The sequence below is a fragment of the Klebsiella sp. ME-303 genome (genome assembly GCF_007910085.1).
GTDB lineage: Bacteria > Pseudomonadota > Gammaproteobacteria > Enterobacterales > Enterobacteriaceae > Klebsiella > Klebsiella michiganensis.
The window spans coordinates 196,880-219,650 of sequence record NZ_VOJB01000104.1 but is presented as its reverse complement, the minus strand read 5'-3'; the positions used below and the strand labels follow the sequence as shown (position 1 = coordinate 219,650).

Here is a 22,771-nt window from a genome sequence, read left to right as displayed (position 1 = left end):
CCGATTATTGCGGCCGTTCCTTGAGCGGGAAGCGGCGACGTACCAGCACAAAGAACAGCGGCACGAAGAAGATAGCCAGCACCGTAGCGGAAATCATCCCGCCCATCACCCCGGTGCCGACGGCATGCTGGCTGCCGGAGCCCGCCCCTGTGCTGGTGGCCATCGGCAGTACGCCGAAGATAAACGCCAGTGAGGTCATCAGGATCGGCCGCAGACGCTGGCGGCAGGCGGAGAGCGTGGCGGTAAGCAGATCTTCGCCTTTCTGATTCAGCTCATTGGCAAATTCGACAATAAGAATGGCGTTCTTCGCCGACAGGCCGATAACCGTCAGCAGGCCTACCTGGAAATAGACATCGTTTTCCAGGCCGCGCATCCAGGTGGCCAGCAGCGCGCCGATAACCCCCAGCGGCACCACCAGCATCACCGAGAACGGCACCGACCAGCTTTCATACAGCGCCGCCAGGCACAGGAACACCACCAGCAGCGAAATGGCGTACAGCGCCGGCGCCTGCGCCCCGGAGAGCCGCTCCTGATAAGACATCGCCGTCCATTCGAGACCAAAGCCGTTCGGCAGCTGCTGGGCCAGCTCTTCCATAATCGTCATGGCGCTACCGGTACTGACGCCCGGCGCGGCTTCACCGACGATCTCTACCGCCGAGTAGCCGTTGTAGCGCTCCAGACGCGGCGAGCCGGTCTCCCAGCGCGAGGTCGCGAAGGCGGAGAAGGGCACCATCGTACCGCTGCTGTTGCGCACGTACCACAGGTTGATATCGTCCGGCAGCATGCGATACGGCGCGGCCGCCTGAACGTAGACCTTCTTCACGCGGCCGCGATCCATAAAGTCGTTGACGTAGCTTGACCCCCACGCGGTCTGCAGGGTGTCGTTGATATCGTCGATAGAGACGCCCAGCGCCTGCGCTTTACGCTGATCGATGTCCACCTGAAGCTGCGGGCTATCGTCGAGGCCGTTGTGGCGGACGCGGGTGAGCTGGTTATTTTTGCCGGCCAGCTCCAGCAGGGTATCGCGGGCGGCCATCAGCGCTTCGTGTCCGTTGCCCGCGTGATCCTCCAGCTCCATATCAAAACCGGCGGAGCTGCCCAGACCGCTGATGGCCGGCGGACTGCTGGCAAAGACGCGCGCTTCTTTAATTTTGTTAAACGCTTTGGTTGCGCGTTCAATGATGGCGAAAGATGAACCGGTTGTGGGATCGCGTTCGTCCCAGTCCTTCAGGCGTACGAACATACGCGCCACGTTCTGGCCGTTGCCGCCGGGGCCGGAGCCGATGGTCGCGAATACCGATTCGACGTTTTGCTTCTCATTGTTCAGGAAGTAGTCTTCCGCCTGCTGCACCACCTTCAGGGTTTGCTGCTGGGTTGAGCCGCTCGGCAACTGCACCGAAGTGGTAAACATGCCGCGGTCTTCCAGCGGCAGGAATGACGTGGGCAGATGCAGAAACAGAAAGACCATCCCGCCCAGCAGCAGGACGTAGATCATTATCCAGCGCAGCGAACGATGAAGAATTTTACCGACCGCGGTTTCGTAGCGGCTGGCGTTGCGGTTAAACGTGCGGTTAAACCAGCCAAAAAAGCCCCGCTGCCCGTGGGTTTCGCCTTTATGAACGGGTTTAAGCAATGTGGCGCACAGCGCCGGGGTGAGGATCATCGCCACCAGCACCGACAGCACCATCGCCGAGACGATGGTAATCGAGAACTGGCGGTAGATCGCGCCGGTGGTGCCGCCGAAGAAGGCCATCGGCACAAATACCGCCGATAGCACCATGGCGATACCGACCAGCGCGCCCTGAATCTGCCCCATTGATTTTCGCGTCGCTTCACGCGGCGAGAGGCCCTCCTCGCTCATGATACGCTCGACGTTCTCTACCACCACGATGGCATCGTCCACCAGCAGGCCTATCGCCAGCACCACCGCGAACATGGTTAAGGTGTTGATGCTGTAGCCGCAGGCGTAAAGGACGGCAAAGGTTCCCATCAGCACCACCGGAACGGCGATGGTCGGGATCAGCGTGGCGCGGAAGTTCTGCAGGAACAGATACATCACGAGAAAGACCAGCGCGATGGCTTCAAGCAGCGTTTTCACGACGTCGGTAATCGACGCCTTAACGAATGAGGTGGTTTCGTAAGCGACTTTATATTCCAGGCCGTGCGGGAAATATTGCGACAGCTCGTTCAGACGGCTGATGACGCGTTCAGCGGTCGCCATTTCGTTTGCGCCAGAGGCCAGCTTAACCCCCAGCCCGGACGCCGCCTGGCGGTTGTAGCGGCTGAGGTAATCGTATTTTTCCGCCCCCATCTCGACGGTGGCGACGTCGCCAAGGGTGACTTCCGAACCGTCCTGATTAACCCGCAGGGTAATATCACGGAACTGTTCCGGCGTTTGTAACAGCGATTGTGAATTAATCGTCGCGTTGAGCGCCTGTTTATCCACCGACGGCGTGCCGCCCAGCTGGCCGACGGCGATCTGCGCGTTTTGCGAAGAGATGGCATCAGTGACGTCTTTCGCCGTCATCTGAAAGCTGTTGAGTTTGGCCGGATCGAGCCAGATGCGCATCGAATACTGCGAACCATAGGCGTCAATATCTCCGACGCCGTTGACCCGGCTGAGCGGGTCCTGAATATTACTGGCGACGTAGTCGGCGATATCCTGTTTATCCATACTGCCGTCGGTAGAGACGAAGGCGATCGTCAGGATATTGGTATCCCCGGTTTTACGCACCGTTACGCCCTGGTTCTGGACGGCCTGCGGCAGTTTGCGCATCGCCGACTGTAGCTGGTTCTGCACCTGCTGGACCGCTTCATCCGGATCGGTCCCGGCGGTAAAGCTCAGCGTCACGGTGGCCTGGCCGGTGCCGCTGCTCTGGGATGACATATACATCAGGTTATCGAGGCCGGTCATATTTTGCTCGATAACCTGGGTGACCGTATTTTCCAGCGTCTGTGCCGAAGCGCCCGGATAGTTCGCTGTGATCCGTACGTTAGGCGGGGCAAGGTCGGGATATTGCTCAACGGGAAGCGACAAAATTGCGAGCGTACCGGTCAGGCATAAAAGTATTGCCAGTACCCACGCAAAAATGGGGCGATCGATAAAAAAATTCGCCATCAGAATTAGGACCTCATTTTGCACATTTTTTTGTTATTGCACAGCCTGTGACACTCTAGCGGCAAGCCCTCAGGCAATCGTGGAGAAAATAAGGAGATAGTGTAATTTATCGTGTGCCTTTTATGGCAGCGTAAAGAACTCTCTTTCTTCCTCTACCTGCTCCTTCCTTTCGGCGCGCCGCCGCGGTGGCGCATACGTAGCGCATTATTACTTAGCTAAATAAAACGTGATTTCATTTAAGTCAAAAAAATTGATCCACCTCGGGTTATTACCAAAAAATCGGCAACCTGTGCAAATGCACATTGTTCCGGCACCGTTTTGTCGGGTAATAGATAAGCATGCGAATTGAGGGGTTATTCACCACGAAGACTGAAGGATGTCATGAACCACTTTATTTTAAGCGATAGTCATAAGTGCATCGGATGCAAGGCTTGTGAAGTTGCCTGCGTCATGGCGCACAACGATGAGCAGCATGTTTTGACCCCGCAGCGTTTTTTGCCGCGCATTACGGTTATCAAAAACGAGCAAAAACGTAACGCCGTAACCTGCCACCATTGTGAAGGGGCGCCGTGCGCCCGCAGTTGTCCCAATGGCGCCATCAGCCAGCTTAACGACAGCGTCCAGGTTAATCAGGAGAAATGCATCGGCTGTAAATCCTGTATGGTTGCCTGCCCGTTTGGCGTGATGCAAATCGTCCTGACGCCGGTACAGGAGGAGAGGGTCAAAGCGACGGCGCATAAATGCGATTTGTGCAGCGGTCGCGAAGAGGGGCCCGCCTGCGTACAAAACTGCCCGGCCGAAGCGCTGGTACTGGCAACGGACAGCACGCTGGTGAATCTGGCGAAACAGCGGCGTCAGCGCGCGGCGCGTCTTGGCCACCCCGGCGCGGCGATGGCGCCTTGCTCCGCGGGCAAAGTCGCGCAGATGGCCGCGACGCCGCCGCGCGGCGAGCCCGACAAGCTATCCGCCGAGGCGCGTAAGGCCAATTTTAGCGAAATCTATCTGCCGTTCAGCGCCGGGCAGGCCAACCGCGAGGCGGAGCGCTGCCTGACGTGCGGCGAGCACAGCATTTGTGAATGGACCTGTCCGCTGCATAACCACATTCCGCAATGGATTGAACGCGTGAAAAAGGGGGATATTTCCGCCGCCGTGGAGCTTTCTCACCAGACCAACTGCCTGCCGGAAATTACCGGCCGCGTCTGCCCGCAGGATCGCCTGTGCGAAGGGGCCTGCACGCTGCGCGATGAGCACGGTTCGGTGACTATCGGCAACATTGAACGCTATATCTCCGACCAGGCGCTGGCCAACGGCTGGCGGCCGGATCTTTCTCAGGTCGTTGAAAGCGGCAAGCGGGTGGCGATTATCGGCGCGGGTCCTGCCGGGCTCGCCTGCGCCGACCGTCTGGTGCGTAACGGCGTGAGTCCGGTGGTCTTTGACCGTCACCCGGAAATTGGCGGTCTGCTGACCTTTGGTATTCCGGCCTTTAAGCTGGATAAATCTCTGCTTGCCCGGCGGCGGGAAATCTTTACCCAGATGGGCGTGCGCTTTGAGCTGAACTGCGAGATAGGCAAAGATATCCCGCTGACGACGCTGCTTGATGACTATGACGCGGTATTTATTGGCGCCGGAACCTATCGCTCGATGAAAGCGGATCTGCCGAATGAAGACGCGCCCGGCGTATATGACGCGCTGCCGTTCCTGATAGCCAACACCAAACAGGTGATGGGGCTGCTTGAGCTGCCGGAAGAGCCTTACGTCAACACCGAAGGGCTGAACGTCGTGGTGCTCGGCGGCGGCGATACGGCGATGGACTGCGTGCGTACCGCGCTGCGCCACGGCGCGAAGCAGGTTACCTGCGCCTATCGTCGCGATGAAGCCAATATGCCTGGTTCGAAGAAAGAGGTGAAAAACGCGCGCGAAGAGGGGGCGCAGTTTGAATTTAACGTCCAGCCGGTCACCCTGGAGCTGAACGAAAAGGGACACGTCAACGGCGTACGCTTTCTGCGTACCCGGCTGGGCGCGCCGGACGCTCAGGGGCGCCGCAGCCCGTCGCCAATCCCCGGAAGCGAGTTTGTCATGCCCGCCGACGCGGTGATCATGGCCTTTGGTTTCCATCCGCACGGTATGCCGTGGCTGGAATCGGTGGGCGTTAAGCTCGATAGCCGGGGTCGAATCAAGGCCAATGTGGAAAGCCGCTACCGCTACCAGACCACCCATCGCAAAGTGTTTGCCGGCGGCGATGCGGTGCGTGGCGCCGATCTGGTGGTGACCGCCATGGCGGAAGGCCGCCACGCGGCGCAGGGGATAATGGACTTCCTCGAGGTTAAATCGATTCCGCTTCACTGACGACAAAGCGGGCTTCACAGCGTAGTATGGAATCGTCATTTCACGCTGTGGGGCTCGTATGTCACTCAATATCAACATTATCAAAGATAAAATCCTCTCCGAAAACTGGTTCCTTTTGCGCAACATGACCTATGAACTGACGCGCAGCGACGGCAGCGTGGTTCGCCATAGACGCGAAGTCTACGATCGCGGCAACGGCGCTACCATCTTGCTGTATAACCGCCATAAGCAGACCGTCGTGCTGGTTCGCCAGTTTCGCATCGCGACCTGGGTAAACGGCAACGAAGACGGGATGCTGATTGAAACCTGCGCCGGGCTGCTGGACAGCGATGAGCCGGAGGAGTGCGTGCGCAAAGAAGCTATTGAAGAGACCGGTTTCGAAGTCGGTGAAGTGCGCAAACTGTTTGAACTGTTTATGTCGCCCGGCGGCGTCACCGAGCTTATCTATTTCTTTATTGCCGAATATAACGATACTCAGCGGGCCAACGATGGCGGCGGCGTTGATGATGAAGATATTGAGGTGCTGGAGCTCCCTTATCATCGGGCGCTGGAGATGATGGCGAACGGGGAGATCCGCGATGGCAAAGCGGTGATCCTGCTGCAATATTTGCAAACCTCCGGGCTGATGAACGGGGATCTCTGATAAATCCGATTGAGTAAAACCTCGCCGCTGGTGAACATAGCCGCTGTGTATGGCGTTTTCTCCGGGGTTGTGCCGCTCATGTTGCATCGGGTTATTTTGTTTCTGCTTTTCGGTTTACTGCCGACGTCGCTGGTGCGGGCGGCGCCGGCACAACAGCTCTTCAATGACTGGCAGGTAACCTGCAACAATCAGAACTTCTGCGTGGCCCGCAACGTCGGGCTGCATCACGGCCTGGTCATGACCCTCACCCGCAGCGCCGGGGCGGCCACCAACGCCAGCCTGCGCATTGAACTCGGCGGCGTGGGCAATCCGGTCGCGGCGCTGGCGCCGATTGCGCCGCGCCTTCGCCTCGATGGTAAACCCCTGTCTCTGGGCGATAAACATTGGCAGATCGCCGACAAACTGCTTGAAACCGACGATAGCGTCACCATTGATGCCTTTCTGCAGCAGGTGCAGGCAGCAAAGGCGATAACCCTCGAAAATGGCCTGCAGGCCATCTCTTTACAGGGGCTGAAAGCCGCCCTGCTGTTTATCGATAGCCGGCAGAAGCGCGTGGGGAGCGAAACCGCGTGGGTAGGGAAGGGGGAAGAGCCGCCGCTCAGCGTTCCGCCCGCCCCGGCGCTGCGCTCGGTGGCGAGAATCGACGTGGCGGAGTCCCCCCTCAGCCGCGATGAACTTAACGATCTCATGGATTATGGCAACGAGCGCATGAACAGCAGCGCCTGTTCGCTGGATCCGTTTCGCCGCGAGGTGCGGGTTGCCGCGCTGACCGACGATAGGGTGCTGCTGATGACCAGCTGCGAAGCGGGCGCCTACAACACCATTTGGCTGGCCTGGCTGGTGTCGCGCCAGCGGCCGTATATTGCTCATCCGGTACGGCTCACTCTGCCTTTCCAGCCCCCCGGCGACGGGCCGCGCGATGTCGAACTGGTAAACGCCCGCTACGACGATCGACGCCAGGAACTGGTGACGCTGGATAAAGGGCGCGCGCCCGGCGACTGCGGGACGCAAACGCGCTGGCGCTATGACGGCCAGCGGTTTAGCCTGGTACGCTACGCGCGGCAGCCGCAGTGCGATAATTGGCAGGGGCCAGACGCCTGGCCCACGCTATGGGTTACCCGTTCAGTACCTCGTCCCCTACGGTAACGATATGCTCAACGGTAAAGCCGAAGTAAGGGAAGAGCTTATCCGCGGGGGCCGATTCACCGTAGCCGGTCATGCCGACGATTTTGCCTTTTAGCCCCACATACTTATACCAGTAGTCGGCGATGCCGGCCTCAACCGCGACGCGGGCGCTGACGTCCGACGGCAGGACCGATTCCCGGTAGGCTTCCTCCTGGGCATCAAACACGTCGGTCGATGGCAGGGAAACCACGCGCACGTTCACCCCTTTGGCCAGCAGCTTCTCCGCCGCCAGCACGGTGATCTCGACTTCCGAACCGGTAGCTATCAGGATCAGGTCCGGCTTGCCGCCAGCGTCCTTCAGCACGTAGCCGCCGCGGGCGATATTCTGTACCTGCTCCGGCGTGCGCGCCATTTGCGCCAGATTTTGCCTTGAGAGGATCAGCGCCGTCGGCCCGCTGTGACGTTCGACCGCCAGCTTCCACGCCACCGCGGCCTCCACCTGATCGCACGGTCGCCAGGTGCTGAAGTTTGGCGTCAGGCGCAGGCTGGCCAGCTGTTCTACCGCCTGGTGCGTCGGACCATCTTCGCCGAGACCGATGGAGTCGTGGGTATAGACCATGATTTGCCGCGCTTTCATCAGCGCCGCCATACGCGCCGCGTTGCGGGCATATTCGACGAACATCAGGAAGGTGGCGGTATAGGGGACAAACCCGCCGTGATGCGCGATGCCGTTGGCGATGGCCGTCATCCCGAACTCGCGTACGCCGTAGTGGATATAGTTACCCGCCGGATCCTCTTTCAGCGAAGTCGATCCTTTCCAGATGGTCAGGTTGCTGGGCGCGAGGTCAGCGGAGCCGCCCAGCAGTTCCGGCAGATGCGGGCCGTAGGCATCGAGGGCATTTTGCGAAGCCTTGCGGGTGGCGATTTTCGCCGGGTTAGCCTGCAGATCGGCAATATACTTCCGCGTCGTTTCATCCCACGACTCAGGCAGTCCGCCGCTCATGCGCCGCGTAAACTCCGCCGCCAGCTGCGGATGGGCCTGCTGATAGGCGGCAAACTTCTCCTCCCAGCTTTTCTGCGCCTTTTGTCCCTTTTCACGCGCGTCCCAGGCCCGGTAGATCTCTTTCGGGATCTCAAACGCCGGGTGATGCCAGCCCAGCTGCTGGCGCGCCAGCGCCACTTCCTGTTCTCCCAGCGCGGCGCCGTGGGCCTCTTCTTTCCCGGCTTTATTCGGCGAACCAAAGCCTATCACCGTACGGCAGATAATCAGCGAGGGTTTGTCCTTCACGCTCTGGGCTTCCAGAATCGCTTTCTTCACGGCTTCGGGGTCGTGGCCGTCAATTTCATGCACCACATGCCAGTGATAGGCCTCAAAGCGTTTTGCCGTGTCATCGGTAAACCAGCCTTTGGTTTCGCCATCAATGGAAATGCCGTTGTGGTCGTAGAAGCCGATCAGCTTGCCTAGTCCTAACGTCCCCGCCAGAGAGCACACTTCGTGAGAAATCCCCTCCATCAGGCAGCCATCGCCCATAAACACGTAGGTGAAGTGATCGACGATCTCATGGTCTGGCTGATTAAACTGGGCCGCCAGCGTGCGCTCGGCGATAGCCAGGCCCACGGCATTTGCCAGTCCTTGCCCCAGCGGACCGGTGGTGGTTTCCACTCCCGGCGTATAGCCAATCTCCGGGTGGCCCGGGGTTTTTGAATGCAGCTGACGGAAGTTTTTTATCTCTTCGATGGGCAGGTCATAGCCCGTCAGATGCAGCAGGCTGTAGAGCAGCATCGACGCGTGGCCGTTGGAGAGAATAAAGCGGTCGCGATCGTACCATTGCGGGTTTTCAGGATTGTGCTTGAGGAAATCGTTCCATAGCACCTCGGCGATATCGGCCATACCCATTGGCGCGCCGGGGTGGCCGGAGTTGGCTTTCTGGACTGCATCCATACTCAGGGCGCGGATGGCGTTGGCTAGTTCTCTACGGGACATAATGTGCTCCTGAAACAATAGGTTACATGAGTTTTTATTGGATTAGGATAGAGAGGGTGATGAGTTGCATAACTAAAAAGCATAGCAGACGGGGCTATCCTTGCTTCTGAAACTAAGTTACATAAACAATATAAATCGATAACAAATATAACTTTGTTATGGCGAGAGTTTGGCGGTGTTCAAAGTTTACGAAGCCGTCAGGCGAGATACTAGGTGGCCCTTTAGGGTGAACACCAGGTACGCGATAACGTTTCACCCCCTACGATCGATACGTGAAAGGAACGATAAAATGGATGAGCAGTTAAAACAAAGCGCCCTTGATTTCCACGAATTCCCGGTCCCCGGAAAAATCCAGGTCTCCCCGACAAAACCGCTGGCTACCCAACGCGATCTGGCCCTGGCCTACTCGCCGGGCGTCGCCGCGCCCTGTCTGGAAATCGAGAAGGATCCGCTGGCAGCCTATAAATATACCGCGCGCGGCAACCTTGTGGCGGTGGTCTCCAACGGCACGGCCGTTCTGGGGCTGGGCAATATCGGCGCGCTGGCCGGTAAGCCGGTGATGGAAGGCAAAGGCGTTCTGTTTAAAAAATTCGCCGGTATCGATGTGTTCGATATTGAAGTCGATGAACTGGACCCGGACAAATTTATCAACGTCGTCGCGGCGCTGGAGCCGACCTTCGGCGGTATCAACCTTGAAGATATCAAAGCGCCGGAGTGCTTCTACATCGAGCAAAAGCTGCGCGAGCGCATGAATATTCCGGTTTTCCATGACGATCAGCACGGGACAGCGATTATCAGTACCGCGGCGATTCTTAACGGTCTGCGGGTGGTGGAGAAAAACATCTCCGACGTGCGGATGGTGGTCTCCGGCGCGGGCGCGGCGGCGATTGCCTGTATGAACCTGCTGGTGGCGCTGGGGATGCAGAAACACAACATCGTGGTCTGCGACTCGAAAGGCGTTATCTATAAGGGCCGCGAGCCAAATATGGCGGAGACGAAAGCGGCCTATGCGGTTGAAGACAGCGGCAAACGCACGCTGGATGACGTGATTGACGGGGCGGACATTTTCCTCGGCTGCTCGGGCCCGAAAGTGCTGACTCAGGAGATGGTGAAGAAAATGGCCCGCGCGCCGATGATTCTGGCGCTGGCTAACCCGGAGCCGGAGATTCTGCCGCCGCTGGCGAAAGAGGTGCGCTCCGACGCCATTATTTGTACCGGCCGCTCCGACTATCCGAACCAGGTGAACAACGTGCTGTGCTTCCCGTTCATCTTCCGCGGCGCGCTGGACGTCGGCGCAACGGCGATTAACGAAGAGATGAAGCTGGCGGCGGTGCACGCGATTGCCGAGCTGGCGCACGCTGAACAGAGCGAAGTGGTGGCCTCCGCCTACGGCGATCAGGATCTGAGCTTCGGCGCGGAATATATCATTCCGAAGCCGTTCGACCCGCGGCTGATCGTCAAGATTGCTCCGGCAGTAGCGAAAGCGGCGATGGACTCCGGCGTCGCGACCCGCCCGATCGCCGATTTTGATGCGTACATCGAGAAGCTCAGCGAGTTCGTCTACAAAACGAACCTGTTTATGAAGCCGATTTTCTCGCAGGCGCGCAAAGAGCCGAAGCGGGTGGTACTGGCGGAAGGCGAAGATACCCGCGTACTGCACGCGACTCAGGAGCTGGTCTCCCTTGGGCTGGCGAAACCGATTCTGATCGGTCGTCCCGGCGTCATTGAGATGCGCATCCAGAAGCTGGGACTGCAGATCAAAGCCGGGGTTGATTTTGAGATCGTCAATAACGAATCCGATCCGCGCTTCAAAGAGTACTGGAATGAATATTACACCCTGATGAAGCGCCGCGGGATCACCCAGGAGCAGGCGCAGCGGGCGGTGATCAGCAACACTACGGTCATTGGCGCGATCATGGTGCAGCGCGGCGAAGCCGATGCGATGATCTGCGGCACCATCGGTGACTATCACGAGCACTACAGCGTCATTCAGCCGCTGTTTGGCTACCGCGAAGGGGTTCATGCGGCCGGGGCGATGAACGCGCTGCTGCTGCCGAGCGGCAACACCTTTATCGCCGACACCTACGTCAACCACGATCCCTCGCCGGAGCAAATTGCCGAGATCACCCTGATGGCGGCAGAAACCGTTCGTCGATTCGGGATTGAACCGCGGGTGGCGCTGCTGTCGCACTCGAACTTTGGTTCCTCGGACTGCCCGTCCGCCAGCAAAATGCGTCAGGCGCTGGAGCTGGTGAAGGCGCAGGCGCCGGAGCTGATGATCGATGGCGAAATGCACGGCGATGCCGCGCTGGTGGAAAGCATTCGTAATGAGCGGATGCCGGACAGCCCGCTGAAAGGTTCGGCCAATATTCTGGTGATGCCGAATATGGAAGCGGCGCGTATTAGTTACAACTTACTTCGCGTCTCCAGCTCTGAAGGCGTCACCGTCGGACCGGTGCTGATGGGCGTCGCAAAGCCGGTGCATATCCTGACGCCAATTGCTTCGGTACGGCGTATCGTGAATATGGTCGCGCTGGCGGTTGTTGAAGCGCAAACTCAGCCGCTGTAATGTTCATTTAATTATTTCAGGCGCGGGAATTCTCCCGCGCTTTTTTATTTCTGTTTATAAGTGATCTATCTCACCTTTCAAATCAACTTGCCGAATTTTGTTATTTACTCCAGCGGAAACTTGTCACGATAAGCGCAAGTTTTAGCGGAGCGGTGAGCCATGGATAAAGAACGCATCATTCAGGAATTTGTACCCGGCAAGCAGGTGACGCTGGCGCATCTGATTGCACATCCTGGGGCAGAACTGGCGAAAAAGATCGGCGTTCCCGAATCCGGCGCTATCGGCATTATGACCTTAACCCCTGGAGAAACCGCCATGATCGCCGGTGATTTAGCGATGAAGGCCGCCGATGTGCATATCGGTTTTCTCGACCGGTTTAGCGGCGCGCTGGTGATTTATGGCTCGGTCGGCGCGGTAGAAGAGGCGCTGCTGCAGACGGTGAGCGGGCTTGGCCGATTATTAAATTACACCCTCTGCGAGTTAACCAAAAGCTAATTAGAGGCGGCAATGAAACGTATTGCATTTGTCGGTACGGTGGGTGCGGGAAAAACAACGCTATTTAATGCGTTGCAGGGGAATTATTCCCTCGCGAGAAAAACGCAGGCCGTGGAATTTAACGAGAAAGGCGATATTGACACCCCGGGGGAATATTTCAGTCATCCGCGCTGGTACCACGCATTAATTACCACGCTGCAGGATGTCGATACGTTGATTTATGTCCACGCGGCAAATGATACCGAAAGTCGCTTACCCGCCGGGCTACTGGATATTGGCGCGAATAAACGACATATCGCCGCGATCAGCAAAACGGATATGCCGGACGCCGACGTCGCCGCGGTGCGGCAACTGCTGTACGGGATGGGGTTTCAGGAGCCGATTTTCGAACTCAACGCTCACGACCCGCAAAGCGTAGAGCATTTGGTGAATTACCTGAGTGAGCTCAGCCAAAAGGAGGAAGGGGCAGGTGAAGAAACTTATCACAGCTAACGATATTCGTGCGGCCCACGCGCGAGGCGAAGAGGAAATATCGGTTGTGCTGCGCGCCAGCATCATCACCCCGGAAGCCCGCGAAGTCGCGGAGCTGCTGGGCGTCGCCATCCAGGAGTGCGATGAATCCGCGCCAGAGCCGGCAGTCCCGGCGGCAGAGGAAAAAACCGAAAGCCAGCGCATTCGCGAAACCATTATCGCGCAGCTGCCGGAAGGGCAGTTTACCGAAAGCCTGGTGGCGCAGCTGATGGAAAAAGTGATGAAGGAGAAGCAGTCGCTGGGGATGGACGCGATGCAGCCCAGCTTTAAGGCGGTCACCGGTAAAGGCGGCGTAAAGGTCATTGACGGCAGCAGCGTGAAATTCGGCCGCTTCGACGGCGCCGAACCGCACCGCGTCGGCTTAACGGATTTGGTCACCGAGCAGGACGGCAGCAGCATGGCCGCCGGGTTTATGCAGTGGGAAAACGCCTTCTTCCCCTGGACGCTGAACTATGACGAGGTCGACATGGTGCTGGAGGGCGAACTCCACGTGCGCCATGAAGGTGAAACCATGGTGGCCAAAGCCGGGGACGTGATGTTTATCCCGAAAGGTTCGAGCATTGAATTCGGCACGCCGTCGACCGTGCGCTTCCTGTACGTCGCCTGGCCTGCGAACTGGCAATCGCTATGAAAGATTTTATTACCGAAGCCTGGCTCAGAGCGAACCATACGCTCAGCGAAGGAGCAGAAATTCATCTGCCCGCCGACGCCCGTCTGACGCCTTCGGCCCGGGAGCTGCTGGAAAGCCGCCGTCTGCGCATTAAGTTTCTCGACGAGCAGGGCAGCCTGTTTGTCGATGACGACGCGCAGCAGCCGCAGCCGGTACACGGTTTAACCAGCAGCGGTACTCATCCCCAGGCCTGCTGCGAACTGTGCCGCCAGCCGGTAGACAAAAAACCGGACACCCTGACCCATCTGACGGCGGAGAAAATGGTCGCCAAAAGCGATCCGCGGCTGGGCTTTCGCGCCGCCCTCGACGCCACCATCGCCCTGGCGGTATGGCTGCAAATCGAACTGGCGGAGCCCTGGCAGCCCTGGCTGGCGGATATCCGCTCGCGCCTGGGCAATATTATGCGCGCCGACGCCGTGGGTGAACCGCTGGCGGCGCAGTCTATCGTCGGGCTGAACGAGGATGAACTGCATCGCCTTTCCCACCAGCCGCTGCGCTATCTCGACCACGATCATCTGGTGCCGGAAGCCTGCCACGGCCGCGATGCCGCGCTGCTCAATCTGCTGCGCAGCAAAATACGCGAAACGGAAACGGTCGCCGCGCAGGTCTTTATTACCCGCAGTTTTGAGGTCTTACGTCCGGACATTCTGCAGGCGCTCAACCGCCTCTCCAGCACCGTCTACGTGATGATGATTTTAAGCGTGGCGAAACATCCGCTAACCGTCAGTCAGATCCAACAGCGTCTGGGAGGGGATCAATGATTATTCAACGCGCCCGTCAACTGGCTTTGCGTTCGCCCGCCCGGGTGGTGTTTGCGGACGCGCTGGATATCCGCGTCCTCAAAGCGGCGCACTACCTCCAGCAGCAGGGGCTGGCAAAGCCGATTTTGATCGCCAGCCCCTTTGCCCTGCGCCAGTTCGCCCTCAGCCACCGCCTGCCGATGGACGGTATGCAGATCGTCGACCCGCACAGCAACCGGCAAATGCGCGAAGCGTTTGCCCGGAGCTGGCTTGCCCGCGCCGGAGAAAAAACGCCGCCGGACGCGGAGGAAAAACTCAACGACCCGCTGATGTTCGCCGCCGCCATGGTCAGCGCCGGGAAGGCCGACGTGTGTATTGCCGGCAATCTCTCCTCGACGGCGAACGTGCTGCGCGCCGGATTACGCATTATTGGCCTTCAGCCTGGCTGCAAAACGCTGTCGTCGATCTTTCTGATGCTGCCGCAGTACGTCGGACCGGCGCTGGGATTTGCCGACTGTAGCGTGGTGCCGCAGCCGACGGCGGCGCAGCTGGCGGATATCGCCATCGCCAGCGCGGAGACATGGCAGGCCATTACCGGCGAGGAGCCGCGGGTGGCGATGCTGTCGTTTTCCAGCAGCGGCAGCGCCCGTCATCCCAACGTCGCCAACGTACAGCAGGCCACAGAGATCGTACGTCAGCGCGCTCCACAGCTGATGGTGGATGGCGAACTGCAGTTTGACGCCGCCTTCGTGCCGGAGGTCGCCGCGCAAAAAGCGCCCGCCAGTCCGCTGCAGGGGCGGGCCAACGTGATGGTTTTTCCGTCGCTGGAAGCCGGCAACATCGGCTACAAAATCGCCCAGCGCCTGGGCGGCTATCGTGCGGTCGGGCCGCTGATTCAGGGGCTGGCCGCACCGCTCCACGACCTCTCCCGAGGCTGTAGCGTGCAGGAAATTATCGAACTGGCGTTAGTGGCAGCCGTGCCGCGCCGGAGTGACGTAAGCGGCGAGTGCCGCTTACCCACGCAGGTTGAATGAACGGTCCCGTTCTGGACCCCCTTAAGTAAGAGGAAAACACAATGGAAGCATTAGGAATGATTGAAACCCGGGGCCTGGTTGCGCTGATTGAGGCCTCTGATGCGATGGTGAAAGCCGCGCGCGTGAAGCTGGTTGGCGTGAAGCAGATTGGCGGCGGTCTGGTGACCGCGATGGTGCGCGGCGACGTGGCGGCCTGCAAAGCCGCTACCGATGCCGGCGCCGCTGCGGCGCAGCGCATCGGCGAGCTGGTATCGGTGCACGTGATTCCGCGTCCGCACGGCGATCTGGAGGAGGTGTTCCCCATCAGTTTTAAAGGCGACAGCAACATCTGATGGTCGGGCCGGATAAGACGCGCCAGCGTTGCCCTCCGGCATTAACGCGCGCCATTGCCTGATGGCGCTGCGCTTATCCGGCCCACGACTTACCACGCAATTCAGGGAGGCGGTATGAAACTGGCAGTCGTCACGGGACAGATTGTCTGCACCGTCCGCCATCAGGGGCTGGCGCACGACAAGCTGCTGATGGTGGAGATGATTGATGCCGCGGGCAAGCCCGACGGGCAGTGCGCCGTCGCCATCGACAGCATCGGCGCGGGGCCCGGTGAATGGGTGCTGCTGGTGAGCGGAAGCTCGGCGCGACAGGCACACCGCAGCGAGGCGTCTCCTGTCGATTTGTGCGTCATCGGTATCGTCGATGAAGCGGTGGCCGGCGGTCAGGTGATTTTCCATAAATAGGACTGAACATCATGAATCAACAGGATATTGAACAGGTGGTGAAAGCGGTACTGCTGAAAATGACGGCCAGCAGCCAGCCGGACGACGCCGTTCATGAGATGGGCGTCTTTGCCTCCCTGGATGACGCCGTCGCGGCGGCAAAGGTGGCCCAGCAGGGGCTGAAAAGCGTGGCGATGCGCCAGCTGGCGATTCACGCCATCCGTGAGGCGGGCGAAAAACACGCCAGAGAATTAGCGGAGCTTGCCGTCAGCGAAACCGGCATGGGTCGCGTTGAAGATAAATTTGCCAAAAACGTGGCCCAGGCGCGCGGCACGCCGGGCGTGGAGTGCCTCTCTCCGCAGGTGCTCACCGGCGATAACGGCCTGACGCTGATTGAAAACGCGCCCTGGGGCGTGGTGGCCTCGGTCACCCCCTCCACCAACCCGGCGGCGACGGTAATTAATAACGCCATCAGCCTGATTGCCGCGGGCAATAGCGTGGTGTTCGCCCCGCATCCGGCGGCGAAAAGGGTTTCCCAGCGGGCGATTATGCTGCTCAACCAGGCGGTGATTGCCGCGGGCGGTCCGGCCAATCTGCTGGTCACCGTGGCGAACCCGGACATCGAAACGGCCCAGCGGCTGTTTAAGTACCCCGGTATTGGCCTGCTGGTGGTCACCGGCGGTGAAGCGGTGGTGGAGTCCGCGCGCAAGCATACCAATAAACGTCTGATTGCCGCCGGCGCCGGTAACCCGCCGGTAGTGGTCGACGAAACGGCAGACCTGGCGCGCGCCGCGCGGTCCATCGTCAAAGGCGCCTCGTTTGATAACAACATCATCTGCGCCGACGAAAAGGTGCTGATTGTGGTCGATAGCGTCGCCGACGAGCTGATGCGCCTGATGGAAGGCCAGCAGGCGGTGAAGCTCAGCGCGGCCCAGGCCGAGCAGCTTCAGCCGGTGCTGCTGAAGAATATCGATGAGCGCGGCAAAGGTACGGTCAGCCGTGACTGGGTGGGCCGAGACGCGAGCAAGATTGCCGCCGCCATCGGCCTGAACGTGCCGCCGCAGACGCGCCTGCTGTTCGTGGAAACCCCGGCCAGCCATCCATTTGCCGTGACGGAACTGATGATGCCGGTGCTCCCTGTCGTACGGGTGGCCAGCGTCGATGACGCTATCGTGCTGGCGGTGCAGCTGGAGGGCGGCTGCCACCATACGGCGGCGATGCACTCGCGCAATATCGACAACATGAATCAGATGGCGAACGCCATTGATACCAGCATTTTCGTTAAAAACGGGCCGTGCATCGCCGGGCTCGGGCTGGGCGGAGAGGGCTGGACCACCATGACCATCACTACGCCAACCGGGGAGGGGGTGACCAGCGCGCGCACCTTCGTTCGCCTGCGGCGCTGCGTGCTGGTGGATGCCTTCCGAATTGTATAAGGGATGACTCATGGCACACGACGAACAACGTTGGCTCACCCCCAGACTGCAAAAAGCGGCCGCCCTGTGTAATCAGACGCCTGCCGCCAGTGAATCACCGCTGTGGCTGGGCGTGGATTTAGGCACCTGCGACGTGGTGTCGATGGTTGTCGACAGCGAAGGGCAGCCGGTGGCGGTGTGTCTGGACTGGGCTGACGTCGTGCGTGACGGCATCGTCTGGGATTTCTTCGGCGCCGTCACCATCGTGCGCCGCCATCTCGATACGCTCGAACAGCAGCTTGGCTGTCGCTTCAGCCACGCGGCGACCTCGTTTCCGCCGGGCACCGACCCGCGTATTTCGATCAACGTACTCGAATCTGCCGGGCTGGAAGTTAGCCACGTGCTGGATGAACCGACCGCGGTGGCGGATCTGCTACAGCTCGACAACGCGGGCGTGGTGGATATCGGCGGCGGCACCACCGGGATCGCTATCGTCAAACGGGGCGAGGTGACGTACTCCGCCGATGAAGCGACCGGCGGTCACCATATCTCCCTGACCCTTGCCGGTAACCGCCGCATGCCGCTGGAAGAGGCGGAGCAGTACAAGCGCAGCAACGCCCAGGAGATCTGGCCGGTGGTGAAGCCGGTATACGAAAAAATGGCCGAGATTGTTGCTCACCATATCGAAGGCCAGGGCATTGCTGATTTATGGCTGGCGGGCGGCTCCTGTATGCAGCCGGGCGTGGACGCGCTGTTTCGCAAGCGCTTCCCGGAATTACGGGTGCATTTACCGCAGCACAGCCTGTTTATGACCCCGCTGGCGATAGCCAGCAGCGGGAGAGAGAAAGCGGAGGGAATCTATGCAAGCTGAACTGCAGACGGCGCTCTTTCAGGCATTCGATACCCTGAATCTGCAGCGGGTGAAAACCTTCAGCGTGCCGCCGGTGACGCTGTGCGGCCTCGGCGCGCTGAGCGCCTGCGGCCAGGAAGCGCAAGCGCGAGGCGTAAGCCATCTGCTGGTGATGGTCGACAGTTTCCTGCATCAGGCGGGAATGACCGCCGGGCTTGCGCGCAGCCTGGCGATGAAGGGGGTGGCGATGACCGTCTGGCCCTGTCCGCCGGGAGAGCCGTGCATTACCGACGTCTGCGCGGCGGTGGCGCAGCTGCGCGAATCGAAGTGCGACGGCGTGGTGGCCTTTGGCGGCGGTTCGGTGCTTGACGCGGCGAAAGCGGTCGCGCTGTTGGTCACCAACCCGGAGCAGACGCTCAGCGCGATGACGGAAAGCAGCGTACTGCGCCCGCGTCTGCCGCTCATTGCGGTGCCGACCACCGCCGGAACCGGCTCGGAAACCACCAACGTGACGGTGATTATCGATGCGGTCAGCGGGCGCAAGCAGGTGCTGGCCCACGCCTCGCTCATGCCGGACGTGGCGATTCTCGACGCCGCCCTGACCGAAGACGTTCCGCCGCCGGTGACGGCGATGACCGGGATTGACGCGCTGACCCACGCCGTTGAGGCGTACAGCGCGCTCAACGCGACGCCCTTCACCGATAGCCTGGCGCTTGGCGCGATAGCGATGATCGGCCAGGCGCTGCCGAAGGCCGTGGGCTACGGCCACGACCTCGCCGCCCGCGAAAGCATGCTGCTGGCTTCGTGTATGGCGGGAATGGCCTTTTCCAGCGCGGGTCTTGGCTTGTGTCATGCGATGGCGCATCAGCCCGGCGCGGCGCTGCATATTCCACACGGGCAGGCCAACGCCATGCTGCTGCCGACGGTAATGCGGTTTAACCGCATGGTATTCCGCGAGCGTTTCAGCCAGATCGGCCGGGCGCTGACCGCTAAAAAAACCGACGACCACGAGGCTATTGCCGCCGTTGAGGCGCTGATCGCCGAAGTCGGCCTGAGCAAACGACTCTCTGACGCCGGGGCGAAGCCCGAACATTTCAGCGCATGGGCGCAGGCGGCGCAGGAGGACATTTGTCTGCGCACCAATCCACGCACCGCCACCCGGGAGCAGATTATCGATCTGTACGCGGCGGCGCGCTGATGCGGCCATTTTCCCGGAGGCGTGTGGCTGTCCCGGCTCGCGCTGCGCTTAGCCGGGCTACAGGATCGCAGCCGTCTGCTATTCCGTAGCCCGGGTAAGGCGTTCACGCCGCGACCCGGGAAAGCCCCCGGAGCGCGGTTAATGCCCCGGCGTTCACAGTATCTACAAATCATAAATGACAGGGAGTAAAGGCTATGGGAATTAACGAAATCATCATGTACATCATGATGTTCTTTATGCTGATTGCCGCCGTGGACAGGATCCTGTCGCAGTTTGGCGGCTCGGCGCGCTTTCTCGGCAAGTTTGGCAAAAGCATCGAAGGATCCGGCGGCCAGTTCGAAGAGGGGTTTATGGCGATGGGCGCGCTGGGCCTGGCGATGGTCGGGATGACCGCGCTGGCGCCGGCACTGGCGCACCTGCTCGGGCCGGTGATAATTCCGCTGTATGAAATGCTCGGCGCCAACCCGTCGATGTTCGCCGGAACGCTGCTGGCCTGCGATATGGGCGGCTTCTTCCTCGCCAAAGAGCTGGCGGGCGGCGACGTGGCGGCGTGGCTCTATTCCGGCCTGATCCTCGGGGCGATGATGGGGCCGACGCTGGTGTTCTCCATTCCGGTCGCGCTCGGCATCATCGAGCCCTCCGACCGCCGCTACCTGGCGCTGGGCGTGCTGGCCGGGATCGTCACGATTCCGATCGGCTGCATCGCCGGCGGCCTGGTGGCCATGTACTCCGGCGTGGAGATTAACGGACAGCCGGTGGAGTTCACCTTCGCGCTGATCCTGATGAATATGATCCCGGTGCTTATCGTCGCGGTGCTGGTGGCGCTGGGGCTGAAGTTTATTCCGGAAAAAATGATCAACGGCTTCCAGATTTTCGCCAAATTTCTGGTGGCGCTGATCACCATCGGCCTGGCGGCGGCGGTCATCAAGTTCCTGCTCGGCTGGGATCTGATCCCGGGGCTCGACCCGATCTTTATGGCTCCCGGCGACCAGCCCGGCGAGGTGATGCGCGCCATTGAAGTCATTGGCTCGATCTCCTGCGTGCTGCTCGGCGCTTATCCGATGGTGCTGTTGCTGACCCGCTGGTTTGAAAAGCCGCTGATGCGCGTCGGTAATCTGCTGAAAATCAACAATATGGCTGCCGGCGGTATGGTGGCGACGCTGGCCAACAACATCCCGATGTTCGGCATGATGAAGCAGATGGATACCCGCGGCAAAGTCATCAACTGCGCGTTCTCCGTCTCCGCCGCTTTCGCGCTGGGGGATCACTTAGGCTTCGCCGCCGCCAACATGAACGCCATGATCTTCCCGATGATCGTCGGCAAGCTGATCGGCGGCGTCACCGCCATTGGCGTAGCGATGCTGCTGGTGCCGAAAGATGAAAGCGCGCCGGCGGCGGCGAAAACCGAAGCGGAGGCGCAATCGTGAAAACTCGCCAGCTGCTGAGCGTCGGTATCGATATTGGCACCACCACCACTCAGGTGATCTTCTCCCGCCTTGAGCTGGTTAACCGTGCGGCGGTGTCGCAGGTGCCGCGCTACGAATTCATCAAACGCGAAATTAGCTGGCAAAGCCCGGTCTTCTTTACCCCGGTTGATAAGCAGGGCGGTCTGAAGGAGGCCGAACTCAAGGCGCTGATTCTGGCGCAGTACCAGGCCGCCGGGGTTGCCCCCGAATCGGTGGACTCCGGGGCGATCATTATCACCGGCGAAAGCGCGAAAACCCGTAACGCCCGCCCGGCGGTGATGGCGCTCTCGCAGTCGCTCGGCGACTTTGTGGTGGCTAGCGCCGGGCCGCATCTGGAATCGGTGATTGCCGGTCACGGCGCCGGGGCGCAAACCCTTTCTGAACAGCGGATGTGCCGGGTGCTGAACATTGATATCGGCGGTGGTACTTCAAACTACGCGCTGTTTGAAGCGGGAAAAATCAGCGCCACCGCCTGCCTGAACGTTGGCGGGCGCCTGCTGGAGACCGACGGCCAGGGGCGGGTGGTTTATGCCCATCAGCCGGGACAAATGATCGTCGATGAGGTTTTTAGCGCAGGCGCCGATGCGCGCGCGTTGAGTGCTTCGCAGTTAGCGCAGGTAGCGCGGCGGATGGCGGAGCTGATCGTCGAAGTTATCGACGGCACGCTCTCTCCGCTGGCGCAACGGCTGATGCAAACCGGCCTGCTGCCCGCAGGCGCGGTACCCGAGGTGATAACCCTTTCCGGCGGAGTGGGCGAGTGCTACCGCAACCAGCCCGCGGATCCGTTCTGTTTTTCTGATATTGGGCCACTGTTGGCCACGGCGCTGCATGAGCATCCGCGGCTGCGGGAGATGAACGTGCAGTTCCCGGCGCAAACCGTACGCGCCACGGTGATTGGCGCCGGCGCGCACACGCTCTCGCTTTCCGGCAGCACCATCTGGCTGGAGGGGGTTCAGCTCCCGCTGCGCAATCTGCCGGTGGCGATCCCGCTTGATGAAGCCGATCTGCTGAGCGCCTGGCAGCAGGCGCTGATGCAGCTCGATCTGGATCCGGGATCGGATGCTTACGTGCTGGCGCTTCCTGCTTCGTTGCCGGTGCGCTACGCCGCCCTGCTGGTGGTGATTGACGCGCTGCTGGCTTTTGTCGCGCGCTTTCCCAACCCGCATCCCCTGCTGGTGGTGGCCGAGCAGGACTTTGGCAAAGCGCTGGGCATGCTGCTGCGCCCGCAGCTGCAACAACTCCCGCTGGCGGTCATCGATGAGGTGAGCGTACGGGCGGGGGACTATATCGACATTGGTACGCCTCTTTTTGGCGGATCGGTTGTGCCGGTGACGGTGAAATCACTCGCATTTCCTTCCTGAGGGAACGACTTATGAAACTAAAGACCACATTGTTCGGCAATGTTTATCAGTTTAAGGATGTTAAAGAGGTGCTGGCGAAAGCCAACGAACTGCGTTCGGGGGATGTGCTGGCGGGCGTGGCAGCGGAGAGTTCGCAGCAGCGCGTGGCCGCCAAGCAGGTGCTTTCCGATATGACGGTGGCCGATATCCGTAATAACCCGGTGATCCCGTATGAGGAGGACTGCGTTACGCGCCTGATCCAGGATGACGTGAACGAAACCGCCTATCAGCGGATTAAACACTGGACCATCAGCGACCTGCGGGAATACGTGCTCAACGACGAGGTCACCAGCGACGATATCGCCTTTGTCCGCAAAGGGCTGACCTCCGAGGTGGTGGCTGCGGTGGCCAAGATCTGCTCCAACGCCGATCTGATCTACGGCGGTAAAAAAATGCCGGTGATCAAAAAAGCCAATACCACCATCGGTCTGCCGGGGACCTTTAGCTGCCGCCTGCAGCCGAACGATACCCGCG

18 protein-coding genes and 1 pseudogene are annotated in these 22,771 nt (G+C 60.2%); 17 read left to right on the top strand and 2 right to left on the bottom strand.

The genetic code is table 11. The annotated features are described in order from the left end of the window. Nucleotides 1-4 precede the first annotated feature (4 nt). Complete coding sequence (gene acrD / locus FQK12_RS26835; protein WP_014230340.1) at nt 5-3,118, bottom strand: multidrug efflux RND transporter permease AcrD; 3,114 nt, start codon at nt 3,116-3,118, stop codon at nt 5-7. Between the two features lie 381 nt (nt 3,119-3,499). On the opposite strand from acrD, the gene aegA reads away from it, so the two are divergent. The 3 genes and pseudogenes from aegA (at nt 3,500) to FQK12_RS26820 (ending at nt 7,253) form a co-directional block, all read left to right on the top strand. Continuing rightward, complete coding sequence (gene aegA, locus FQK12_RS26830; RefSeq protein WP_014230339.1) at nt 3,500-5,464, top strand: formate-dependent uric acid utilization protein AegA; 1,965 nt, start codon at nt 3,500-3,502, stop codon at nt 5,462-5,464. Nucleotides 5,465-5,522: 58 nt separating this feature from the next. Continuing rightward, a pseudogene (gene nudK / locus FQK12_RS26825) lies at nt 5,523-6,120 on the top strand (GDP-mannose pyrophosphatase NudK). A 65-nt stretch (nt 6,121-6,185) separates the two neighbouring features. After that, the gene (locus tag FQK12_RS26820) at nt 6,186-7,253 is read left to right on the top strand and encodes a DUF1176 domain-containing protein (protein WP_038423407.1); all 1,068 of its coding nucleotides are present in this window, start codon (nt 6,186-6,188) and stop codon (nt 7,251-7,253) included. Here FQK12_RS26820 and tkt read toward each other — a convergent pair. Then, complete coding sequence (gene tkt / locus FQK12_RS26815; RefSeq protein WP_014230336.1) at nt 7,222-9,216, bottom strand: transketolase; 1,995 nt, start codon at nt 9,214-9,216, stop codon at nt 7,222-7,224. The genes FQK12_RS26820 and tkt overlap by 32 nt on opposite strands. A gap of 289 nt (nt 9,217-9,505) precedes the next feature. Between tkt and maeB the strand changes: the two genes are divergently transcribed. The 14 genes from maeB to eutB all read left to right on the top strand — a co-directional run. Next, nucleotides 9,506-11,785 carry an NADP-dependent oxaloacetate-decarboxylating malate dehydrogenase gene (maeB, locus tag FQK12_RS26810; protein ID WP_004853066.1) on the top strand — a complete coding sequence of 760 codons (2,280 nt, stop codon included), beginning with the start codon at nt 9,506-9,508 and terminating at the stop codon, nt 11,783-11,785. Nucleotides 11,786-11,944: 159 nt separating this feature from the next. Next, entirely contained in the window at nt 11,945-12,280 is a 336-nt protein-coding gene (gene eutS / locus FQK12_RS26805; protein WP_004123425.1) for an ethanolamine utilization microcompartment protein EutS, read from the top strand. 12 nt (nt 12,281-12,292) lie between these two features. Continuing rightward, a complete protein-coding gene (gene eutP, locus FQK12_RS26800) occupies nt 12,293-12,772 on the top strand; it encodes an ethanolamine utilization acetate kinase EutP (RefSeq protein WP_009654912.1) in 480 nt (159 codons plus the stop codon). After that, nucleotides 12,750-13,442 (top strand): ethanolamine utilization acetate kinase EutQ, encoded by a 693-nt coding sequence (gene eutQ, locus FQK12_RS26795; RefSeq protein ID WP_014230335.1) that lies wholly within the window; start codon nt 12,750-12,752, stop codon nt 13,440-13,442. The genes eutP and eutQ overlap by 23 nt, the downstream gene beginning before the upstream one ends. Continuing rightward, nucleotides 13,439-14,242: an ethanolamine utilization cob(I)yrinic acid a,c-diamide adenosyltransferase EutT gene (eutT, locus tag FQK12_RS26790; protein ID WP_014230334.1), complete on the top strand. Its 804-nt coding sequence runs from the start codon at nt 13,439-13,441 to the stop codon at nt 14,240-14,242. Before eutQ ends, eutT begins: the two co-directional genes overlap by 4 nt. Next, nucleotides 14,239-15,255: a phosphate acetyltransferase gene (pta, locus tag FQK12_RS26785; protein ID WP_014230333.1), complete on the top strand. Its 1,017-nt coding sequence runs from the start codon at nt 14,239-14,241 to the stop codon at nt 15,253-15,255. Before eutT ends, pta begins: the two co-directional genes overlap by 4 nt. Nucleotides 15,256-15,296: 41 nt before the next feature. After that, complete coding sequence (eutM, locus tag FQK12_RS26780; protein WP_000387720.1) at nt 15,297-15,587, top strand: ethanolamine utilization microcompartment protein EutM; 291 nt, start codon at nt 15,297-15,299, stop codon at nt 15,585-15,587. A 114-nt stretch (nt 15,588-15,701) separates the two neighbouring features. Beyond that, entirely contained in the window at nt 15,702-15,989 is a 288-nt protein-coding gene (eutN, locus tag FQK12_RS26775; protein ID WP_004853058.1) for an ethanolamine utilization microcompartment protein EutN, read from the top strand. An 11-nt stretch (nt 15,990-16,000) separates the two neighbouring features. Continuing rightward, on the top strand, nt 16,001-17,404 hold the full coding sequence (locus tag FQK12_RS26770; RefSeq protein ID WP_014230332.1) for an aldehyde dehydrogenase family protein: 1,404 nt from the start codon (nt 16,001-16,003) through the stop codon (nt 17,402-17,404). 10 nt (nt 17,405-17,414) lie between these two features. Next, complete coding sequence (gene eutJ / locus FQK12_RS26765) at nt 17,415-18,254, top strand: ethanolamine utilization protein EutJ (protein WP_004853053.1); 840 nt, start codon at nt 17,415-17,417, stop codon at nt 18,252-18,254. After that, nucleotides 18,244-19,431: an ethanolamine utilization ethanol dehydrogenase EutG gene (gene eutG / locus FQK12_RS26760; protein WP_014230331.1), complete on the top strand. Its 1,188-nt coding sequence runs from the start codon at nt 18,244-18,246 to the stop codon at nt 19,429-19,431. Before eutJ ends, eutG begins: the two co-directional genes overlap by 11 nt. Before the next feature lie 194 nt (nt 19,432-19,625). Next, on the top strand, nt 19,626-20,858 hold the full coding sequence (eutH, locus tag FQK12_RS26755) for an ethanolamine utilization protein EutH (protein WP_014230330.1): 1,233 nt from the start codon (nt 19,626-19,628) through the stop codon (nt 20,856-20,858). After that, nucleotides 20,855-22,258: an ethanolamine ammonia-lyase reactivating factor EutA gene (eutA, locus tag FQK12_RS26750; RefSeq protein ID WP_014230329.1), complete on the top strand. Its 1,404-nt coding sequence runs from the start codon at nt 20,855-20,857 to the stop codon at nt 22,256-22,258. The genes eutH and eutA overlap by 4 nt, the downstream gene beginning before the upstream one ends. An 11-nt stretch (nt 22,259-22,269) precedes the next feature. After that, the coding region (eutB, locus tag FQK12_RS26745; RefSeq protein ID WP_186711221.1) for an ethanolamine ammonia-lyase subunit EutB at nt 22,270-22,771 on the top strand (502 nt) is incomplete at its 3' end.

Excerpts from the sequence above, each read along its gene's own strand:
- acrD (WP_014230340.1), bottom strand. The coding sequence starts at position 3,118 with ATGGCGAATTTTTTTATCGATCGCCCCATTTTTGCGTGGGTACTGGCA.
- aegA (WP_014230339.1), top strand. The coding sequence starts at position 3,500 with ATGAACCACTTTATTTTAAGCGATAGTCATAAGTGCATCGGATGCAAG.
- FQK12_RS26820 (WP_038423407.1), top strand. The coding sequence starts at position 6,186 with ATGTTGCATCGGGTTATTTTGTTTCTGCTTTTCGGTTTACTGCCGACG.
- tkt (WP_014230336.1), bottom strand. The coding sequence starts at position 9,216 with ATGTCCCGTAGAGAACTAGCCAACGCCATCCGCGCCCTGAGTATGGAT.
- maeB (WP_004853066.1), top strand. The coding sequence starts at position 9,506 with ATGGATGAGCAGTTAAAACAAAGCGCCCTTGATTTCCACGAATTCCCG.
- eutS (WP_004123425.1), top strand. The coding sequence starts at position 11,945 with ATGGATAAAGAACGCATCATTCAGGAATTTGTACCCGGCAAGCAGGTG.
- eutP (WP_009654912.1), top strand. The coding sequence starts at position 12,293 with ATGAAACGTATTGCATTTGTCGGTACGGTGGGTGCGGGAAAAACAACG.
- eutT (WP_014230334.1), top strand. The coding sequence starts at position 13,439 with ATGAAAGATTTTATTACCGAAGCCTGGCTCAGAGCGAACCATACGCTC.
- pta (WP_014230333.1), top strand. The coding sequence starts at position 14,239 with ATGATTATTCAACGCGCCCGTCAACTGGCTTTGCGTTCGCCCGCCCGG.
- eutM (WP_000387720.1), top strand. The coding sequence starts at position 15,297 with ATGGAAGCATTAGGAATGATTGAAACCCGGGGCCTGGTTGCGCTGATT.
- eutN (WP_004853058.1), top strand. The coding sequence starts at position 15,702 with ATGAAACTGGCAGTCGTCACGGGACAGATTGTCTGCACCGTCCGCCAT.
- FQK12_RS26770 (WP_014230332.1), top strand. The coding sequence starts at position 16,001 with ATGAATCAACAGGATATTGAACAGGTGGTGAAAGCGGTACTGCTGAAA.
- eutJ (WP_004853053.1), top strand. The coding sequence starts at position 17,415 with ATGGCACACGACGAACAACGTTGGCTCACCCCCAGACTGCAAAAAGCG.
- eutG (WP_014230331.1), top strand. The coding sequence starts at position 18,244 with ATGCAAGCTGAACTGCAGACGGCGCTCTTTCAGGCATTCGATACCCTG.
- eutH (WP_014230330.1), top strand. The coding sequence starts at position 19,626 with ATGGGAATTAACGAAATCATCATGTACATCATGATGTTCTTTATGCTG.